At 51.2% G+C, this 6,503-nt stretch carries 8 protein-coding genes and 1 rRNA gene; 3 read left to right on the forward strand and 6 right to left on the reverse strand.

What is annotated here, in order from left to right:
- Positions 1–200: 200 nt before the first annotated feature.
- Complete coding sequence (locus QGT73_RS16665) at positions 201–965, reverse strand: N-acetylmuramidase family protein (RefSeq protein ID WP_280123178.1); 765 nt, start codon at positions 963–965, stop codon at positions 201–203.
- A 290-nt stretch (positions 966–1,255) separates the two neighbouring features.
- Positions 1,256–2,716: an aminoacyl-histidine dipeptidase gene (locus QGT73_RS16670; RefSeq protein WP_280123179.1), complete on the reverse strand. Its 1,461-nt coding sequence runs from the start codon at positions 2,714–2,716 to the stop codon at positions 1,256–1,258.
- Positions 2,717–2,857: 141 nt separating this feature from the next.
- On the opposite strand from QGT73_RS16670, the gene QGT73_RS16675 reads away from it, so the two are divergent.
- The 3 genes from QGT73_RS16675 to QGT73_RS16685 all read left to right on the forward strand — a co-directional run bounded on the left by QGT73_RS16675 (position 2,858) and on the right by QGT73_RS16685 (position 3,906).
- Positions 2,858–3,025, forward strand: coding sequence for a hypothetical protein (locus QGT73_RS16675; protein ID WP_280123180.1), 168 nt, complete (start codon positions 2,858–2,860; stop codon positions 3,023–3,025).
- A gap of 71 nt (positions 3,026–3,096) precedes the next feature.
- Entirely contained in the window at positions 3,097–3,708 is a 612-nt protein-coding gene (locus tag QGT73_RS16680) for an OmpH/Skp family outer membrane protein (protein WP_280123181.1), read from the forward strand.
- A 48-nt stretch (positions 3,709–3,756) separates the two neighbouring features.
- On the forward strand, positions 3,757–3,906 hold the full coding sequence (locus tag QGT73_RS16685; protein WP_280123182.1) for a hypothetical protein: 150 nt from the start codon (positions 3,757–3,759) through the stop codon (positions 3,904–3,906).
- On the opposite strand, the gene QGT73_RS16690 is transcribed toward QGT73_RS16685, so the two are convergent.
- From QGT73_RS16690 to rrf, 4 genes are all read right to left on the reverse strand, one after another.
- Positions 3,867–4,364 (reverse strand): RNA polymerase sigma factor, encoded by a 498-nt coding sequence (locus QGT73_RS16690; protein WP_280123183.1) that lies wholly within the window; start codon positions 4,362–4,364, stop codon positions 3,867–3,869. The two genes, QGT73_RS16685 and QGT73_RS16690, sit on opposite strands and share 40 nt — an antisense overlap.
- Positions 4,365–4,823: 459 nt before the next feature.
- Positions 4,824–5,327 carry an RNA polymerase sigma factor gene (locus QGT73_RS16695; RefSeq protein WP_123616941.1) on the reverse strand — a complete coding sequence of 168 codons (504 nt, stop codon included), beginning with the start codon at positions 5,325–5,327 and terminating at the stop codon, positions 4,824–4,826.
- 445 nt (positions 5,328–5,772) lie between these two features.
- The gene (locus tag QGT73_RS16700) at positions 5,773–5,952 is read right to left on the reverse strand and encodes a hypothetical protein (protein ID WP_280123184.1); all 180 of its coding nucleotides are present in this window, start codon (positions 5,950–5,952) and stop codon (positions 5,773–5,775) included.
- A gap of 188 nt (positions 5,953–6,140) precedes the next feature.
- A 5S ribosomal RNA gene (gene rrf / locus QGT73_RS16705) occupies positions 6,141–6,249 on the reverse strand.
- Positions 6,250–6,503 lie beyond the last annotated feature (254 nt).

Here is a 6,503-nt window from a genome sequence, read left to right on the forward strand (position 1 = left end):
ACCCGGCCTACCTGCCAAGAGACCCGAGATTAAAAATTGAGTATTAACATATTTTTACACTAATTTCTATCTAAAATCCTTGCGCAGGTCAGAGTAAACGGTTACTATCTAATCTGCGTCCTGCGGACGCCCATGCGGGATGGGGCGTGGGATGCCGGTGCGGGGGCGGATGCCTGCGGACGCCTGTGCGGGAAGTGGTGTCAGGCTGCGGGCTGAGGGGTTTCTTCACAGGGGGGCTCGAGCTTTTTGTGGCGGGCATAGGCCGAGGCCATGCGCGTGTGGTAGGCTCGGCGGGCATAGGATGGGCCGTTGTAGCCGCGGGCAAAAGAGGCCCAGTTTTTGGCTTGCAGATGCTTGAGCAGTCCGGTGGTGGTGATAAATTCGGCAAACATTTCGAGCTGGTCGCGCTCGGAGCGTGACATTCTGTCGACAAAGTCGTCGATGCTTTCGGCTCCGCATTTTTTCCAGTTGAATCCGCCTATCTGAAACATGCCCCAGAATGTGCCTTCGACGGCGGCATGGGGGTGTATGGACTTGGCGGCCTCCAGGCGGCGGTTGGCTTTGATCTGCGAGCCGCGATGGGAGCTGAACACCACGGAATGTGATTTGCTGTATTTGGAGAGATTGACCCCGCGGCGTGTGGCGAATCGCCTGAACATTGTGAGGTCAAAATTGATGAGAGGTGTGCCGGGGGCAGAGAATCCCTCATGAGTACGGCCGGCTTCGATTTCTACTACGGCCTTGATGGCGGCGACTTCCACGCCCAGACGCAGGGCGACTTCCCGGAAGTCTTCTTCAGTCAATGTGAGGATGGTGTCGGTTGGCTCAGTGAGCTGTTGTGCAAGAGCGGTCGGTGAGGTATTTTCAGGGATCTCTGACGAGGGGGTGGTGCCGTCGCCACTGATTGTGAAAATCACTGAGGAGATCATTACCGATGCTGCGAGCAGGGCTGCACGTTGAAGCATATGATTCGGTTTAGTTCTACAATTCCCTTGCGCGCCTGTCGCGGCGCAGAGGGGGATAACTCATCACGAACATTCGCCGCTCGGGGGCACTACACGTGATCCGGGCGGGATAAGAAGAGAATGTTCTATATATTATAACGTTGCAGAGGGCTATTTATTTCATTCACAAGCGAAAAAACTCGGGGCCTGACGGTTTTAATCCTTCCGTCAGGCCCCGAAATGTTCATTACAGGGTGTGTGAGGCTATGATTGTTAAAGTAAGTTAAACCTCAAATTATCACTGCTTTTTCTTACTTTTTGAGCTCGGCCACCTTCTCGAGTGTGCGCTTGAGCTGTCCGTAGAACCGCTCTACGGCGGGGATGTGCATGCGCTCGGAGGGGGAGTGGACGTCGCGCAGGGTGGGACCGAACGACACCATGTCGAGATGGGGATATTTGGTGAGGAAGAGTCCACACTCCAGACCGGCGTGTATGGCCTTGATGGCGGGCTCGATGCCGTAAAGCTCCTTGTAGGCGTCGCGTGTGATCTTCATGATGGGCGACTCGAGGTTGGGCTGCCATCCGGGATAGCCTTCGCCGTGCTCTACGCGTGCGCCTGCCAGGAGGAAGTGGGCTTCGACCTGGGCTGCGATGTCGTGCTTGCGTGACTCTACTGAGCTGCGCTGGCTTGTGGTGATGACGATGGTGTTGTCAGCGGCCATCTTGACCGAGGCGAGGTTGGTCGATGTCTCGACGAGGCCTTCGAGGTCGCGGCTCATCGACACGACGCCGTGGGGTGCGGAGTAGATGGCGCGGATGAGGTTGAGCGATGTCTCCTGGTCGATGGTGAAGTCGGGGGCGTCGACGCTCTCCATGCCCATACGGAGGTTGGGCTCGAGACCGGCATACTCGTTTTCGAGCTCGGCGATGTAGGTGTTGAGCTGCACACGCACGTTCTCTTTGTTGGAGGTGTGGACGCCGATGACTGCATGTGCGGCGCGGGGGATGGCGTTGCGCAGGTTGCCGCCGTCGATCTCGGAGACTACGACCTCGTGCTGGTTGGAGAGACGGAAGAGGAAGCGGGCGAGGAGCTTGTTGGCATTGGCGCGGCCCAGATGTATGTCGCCGCCCGAGTGTCCGCCGTTGAGGCCTTCGACGTTGATGCGGAAGTAGAGGAAGTCCTTGGGAGCAAACGAACGCTTGTAGGTGAAGAATGCCTGGGTGTCGATGCCGCCGGCACAGCCTACGAATATCTCGGCGTCGTCCTCCGAGTCGAGGTTGAGCAGCATTGAGCCGCTGATCATGTCGGCACCGAGATTGTTGGCACCGGTCATGCCTGTCTCTTCGTCCATGGTGAAGAGGGCTTCGACGGGACCGTGCTCGAAGCTCTTGTCGGTAAGGATAGCCAGCGAGGCGGCCATGCCTATGCCGTTGTCGGCACCGAGCGTGGTGCCTTTGGTCTTGATCCACTCGCCGTCGACATAGGCGGGGATGGGCTGTGTGGTGAAGTCAAAGCTCTTGTCATTGCTCTCGCACACCATGTCCATGTGCCCCTGAAGTATCACGGTAGGGGCATCCTCGTGACCGGGAGTGGCGGGTATGCTGAGCACGACGTTACCGATCGCGTCGGTCTTGGAGGCTATGCCGTGCTTCTCGGCAAAGTCAAGAAGGTAGGCACGAATCTTCTCTTCCTTCTTGGAAGGACGCGGAATGCGGGTGATTTCGTCAAAAATCGAAAAGACAGCCTGGGGCTGCAAATCTTTAATTTCCATGATATATAAATTGATGTTAAAAAGAGTTTAGCTAAGTATAAAAAATGCTTAATTGCACCACTAAATTATAAAATAAAATTGATATGAGCACTATTATTAGGCCAAAATTGCTACTTTTGCAGTGGAAAATTACCCAAACCTATGACAACACTCCTATCCATAGCCCTCGCCGCCGGCCTTCTCGGCATAGCAGTCGTGCTGCTCGGAGTAAAGGCTCTGTTTGTTAAAGGAGGGCAATTTCCGTCAGGCCACGCTCACGACAACAGCGAGCTGCGCCGCCGGGGTGTAGGCTGTCACCGCGACATGTAGCCGGCCGCCGCCACCTCAATGAAACACTAAAAAATAATTATATTTTCACATTATCACACACGATTCTTGAAATGAAAAAGTTAGCAATGTCAGCTTCCTCGCTGCTCCTTGGCATCCTGGCCTTGAGCACTACTGCATGCGGAGGCGACCCCGCCGCCGACAAGAGCTCAGCCACACCTGCGTCAGCAGCGACACCGGCCGATGGCGCGACAACAATCAACATCCGCTATATCGACGGCGACTCAGTGCTCGCTCACTATCAGTTTGCCAAAGACCTTCAGGACGCTACAATGCGTGCAGTGCAGCGCATCGACAACGCCCGCAACTCCAAGGGCTCGGAGATACAGAAATTTGCCGCTTCAATCGAGCAGAAAGCCCGCTCAAACGGCTATCTCAACGAGGCAAGCTACAACGCCGACATGCAGAAGCTCCAGAAAATGCAGCAGGACGCCGAGAATTATCTCGCCAACCTCAGCCGCAACGCTGACAACGATCTCGGCCAGCAGCAGATACAGCTCAACGATTCAATAGAGAAGTTTATCAAGGAATACAATGCCACACGCAAGTATGACGCCATCCTTTACAAGAACGCAGGCGTATACTTCAACCCTGAACTTGACATCACCAACGAAGTAATCGAAGGTCTCAACGCCCGCTATACCAAGCCCGCTGAGAAGAAATAATATGACGTCAGGTCAAGCATAAGCTGCTTCTCCCCTCGCCCGACACTCTTGAATGTAAAAAAACGCATCAGCCGACAGGCCGATGCGTTTTCTCATTCATATGGCGTGCCGCTCCGGGCTGACTACCGGCAACAGACCGGCACACCGGTATTCAGCCGTCAGGCCGAAAGAGCCTCACGCAGACGCGAGCGGCAGTAGGCGACACGACTTTTTACCACAGCCATGGGGAGACTCATCTCCGATGCTATCTCGACCATAGTGTAGCCAGCGAAATAAAGCTCAGCCGTGCGACGGTAGTCATCGCCAAGCTCACCGAATGCACTTGTCACGTCAGAACACCTGTAAGTGCCCTCGAGAGGCACTCCGGCCACAGCCTGTGTGCCTGTGGTAAGCCTTACGGCATATACGTCGGCACACACCCTGCGCTCGGTCTTCTTACGTGAAAACTCCGCAGTGAAAATACTACGCATGATCGAGAACGCCCAACTTTTTAACGAAGCATCATCCACGGCTTCGGGCCTTTGTTCAAGTGCAGTCTCTGTCGTACAGTCCAAAAGCTTACGAGCCATCTCACGGTTAGATGTAAGCATGAACGCATAGTTCATGAGATTGCCCTGAAGGCTCATCAGCTTGTTGCGATAATCATTTGATGCCATAATTAACAGTCTTTAGGGTAAAATATCATTATCAAACACAAAATTACCAAATTCACATCGGCCTGCGAATTATTTCGAGCCAAAGAATACGCTTCACACGCACCCCTCTCGCACATAGCCATACATAGCGTTAATGTACAAACAATTAATACACCCGTTAAGTTGTTACAATTTTGTTACAATTTACATTAACGCAACCATATTGAAACAAAAAAAGCCACCGAAACATCTCATTTCGGTGGCAAGATTATTCAGAAATCGTACATTTAACGGTAGCTTAAATAATCTACCAAAACTATTAATCTTATTTACCAATCATTCATATTTTACCAATCATTCTATATCGGAGTCCGATTCTTCACAGAAGCGGCAACACTGATCCTTAAAAAAGTGTATATATGTGGAAATCTCTAAAATATCCGGAAGATACAGTCGTCACAGACACGGCTCCGACTCGCATCAGCGATAGTCGGCAAACTGGGCCTGGAGTTTCTTTCTTGCAAAGAATATGCGGCTCTTGACGGTGCCGAGCGGAAGATTCATCTTCTCGGCAATCTCGTTGTATTTGTAACCGGCCACGTGCATAGAGAACGGCACGCGATATTCTTCGGGGAAAGCATTGATTGCTGAAGTAATCTCCGATGCGCCATAAGAGCCCTCGGGAGTCTCCAGCCCCGAATCCTGAGAGAGATTCAGGTGATATAAATCCTCGGTCTGGTCAACTACCGTCTGCGACCTTACGGTGCGGCGATAGTTGTTGATGAATATGTTGCGCATTATGGTAAACACCCACCCCTTGAAATTGGTGTTGTCCACATACTTGCTCTCGTTGTCGAGAGCCTTGAGCGTGGTGTCCTGGAGCAGGTCATATGCGTTATCCCTGTTGGAAGTGAGCATGTAGGCAAAGTTAAGCAGATTGCCCTGGAGGCTCATCAATTTTGCTTCAAATTCCTTGTTTGCCATAATAGTAATCGACGTTAAAAGTTGAACGTTTAGGATTGTCAGATGATGCAGAGTCCGTCGGCCGGGCTTGTCTCCTTCCGACAATTCAAAGTTACAACCTTAGCAGCCAATAGCATAATTTGTGATATTAAAAAATGTTCTAAGGCTGAAATAAGACATAATATCACACTTACCCAATTGTGATTCAAAACATTAGCCAACAAGACAAATTATTACAAATATGTTACAACTACTGAATTATTAACAAAATCAGCAACAAAATGCGGTAACGAATAGCAAGAAAACAGCAAGAAAAGATAACAATACAATAAATATAGGCGATATAACAGTAACGATATATCACACCTCATAGGCATGCAATCATGCCGGCAATATCCATCTGCCCTTTTCAACTTTCAAACGATATCAGATACCCAGCAGAATGAGCGGCAGCTATCCTGACAACCTACCATCGCCCTATAATCGGCGTCCTCTCGTACACCATTCCTGTGTTGGAGCCATTTGTACGGGCATAGCTCCGCTGCGCTTCGGTGTCCCCGCTTACAACCCAATCAGCGTCCTGCGGACTCCCCATACGGAAGAATACACGCGAATGCTCCATCGACAACAATGGGCGATGAATCATGGAGACTGATGCGTGAGGATCCAAATAAATTTTATACTGAAGCAACCGATTTATGCATTGGAATAAAAAAACTTTTGTATCTTTTTAAACTTATGAAACTTTTGTATCTCCTCCCCGGGTATGGCGGGGTGCGGAGTGGGGATAAAAAAAGTCCGCCCGGATTCCTGTGAAGGAGTCCGGGCGGACGGAAGGGGCGGTTATCTACTTTCCCACTTTCGCAGTATCATCGACGTGGTGAGGTTTAACTTCTCTGTTCGGAATGGGAAGAGGTGGAGCCCTCACGCTATGGCCACCTTAAGCTTGTTCGCAGTCGCTGAAGGTCTATGACCGACGCGCTGTATAAGGTTAAGAGAGTGTCTGGAAAGCGACAAATCATTCACTCATTGCAACAACCGACGTATCACTTCGTCGACCCAAGGCTTTCTTGAACGATTAGCCCGTAGGACTGCCTTGTAGCCAAGTCGCTATTTTGTAGCTTTAACTTTTACATGTTTTAAGGGATGTCTCCCTAAGAAAGGGTTTGGGCGATTAGTATCGCTCGGCTGAACACA

This window comes from Duncaniella muricolitica (genome assembly GCF_910574735.1).
Lineage (GTDB): Bacteria > Bacteroidota > Bacteroidia > Bacteroidales > Muribaculaceae > Duncaniella > Duncaniella muricolitica.

Excerpts from the sequence above, each read along its gene's own strand:
- QGT73_RS16665 (WP_280123178.1), bottom strand. The coding sequence starts at position 965 with ATGCTTCAACGTGCAGCCCTGCTCGCAGCATCGGTAATGATCTCCTCA.
- QGT73_RS16675 (WP_280123180.1), top strand. The coding sequence starts at position 2,858 with ATGACAACACTCCTATCCATAGCCCTCGCCGCCGGCCTTCTCGGCATA.
- QGT73_RS16700 (WP_280123184.1), bottom strand. The coding sequence starts at position 5,952 with ATGATTCATCGCCCATTGTTGTCGATGGAGCATTCGCGTGTATTCTTC.
- QGT73_RS16690 (WP_280123183.1), bottom strand. The coding sequence starts at position 4,364 with ATGGCATCAAATGATTATCGCAACAAGCTGATGAGCCTTCAGGGCAAT.
- QGT73_RS16680 (WP_280123181.1), top strand. The coding sequence starts at position 3,097 with ATGAAAAAGTTAGCAATGTCAGCTTCCTCGCTGCTCCTTGGCATCCTG.
- QGT73_RS16695 (WP_123616941.1), bottom strand. The coding sequence starts at position 5,327 with ATGGCAAACAAGGAATTTGAAGCAAAATTGATGAGCCTCCAGGGCAAT.
- QGT73_RS16670 (WP_280123179.1), bottom strand. The coding sequence starts at position 2,716 with ATGGAAATTAAAGATTTGCAGCCCCAGGCTGTCTTTTCGATTTTTGAC.